Below are 529 nucleotides of genomic sequence, written 5' to 3'. Positions count from 1 at the left end.
TTCAAGACATTGCTGAACAAACGAACTTACTTGCACTTAACGCGGCTATCGAAGCGGCTCGTGCGGGTGAGCAAGGCCGTGGTTTTGCTGTGGTTGCAGATGAAGTTCGCGCTCTTGCGAGCCGTACACATCAATCCACGGAAGAGATCACGCGAGTGGTGATGGACATCCAAGCGCAGATGTCGATGGTGGTTTCTGATATTGATCAATGTAACGAACAAGGTCAGCAAACCCTGAGTGCATCTGAACAATTAGACGCGAGCCTCCAGCAAATCATCACGGACATGCACGCGATTCAAGGCAACTCAGAGCGCATTGCTTCTGCGATTGAAGAGCAAGGCATTGTGATGAACCAAGTTAGCGACTCAATCACTGAGCTGAACGTCATCTCTGAAAACAACATGCACTCCGCGCAAGAATGTTTGCATGAAGTGAACTCAGTGTCGGCTCAAGCACACGATATGGATGAAGCGGTAGCCGAGTTTAAGACTCGCTTAAAGTAATCTACTAGTAGATTCGTTAATCCAAT

General features: G+C 48.2%; 1 protein-coding gene. It reads left to right on the top strand.

Going from position 1 to position 529, the window contains the following annotated elements:
• Positions 1-503 (top strand): methyl-accepting chemotaxis protein (locus R7E78_RS30165; protein WP_318059147.1); only part of this gene is annotated, 503 nt, incomplete at its 5' end.
• Positions 504-529: the final 26 nt, after the last annotated feature.

This window comes from Vibrio sp. YT-19(2023) (genome assembly GCF_033337395.1).
Note: the sequence above shows the minus strand (reverse complement) of the source record. Positions and strands in the feature narration are given on the sequence as shown.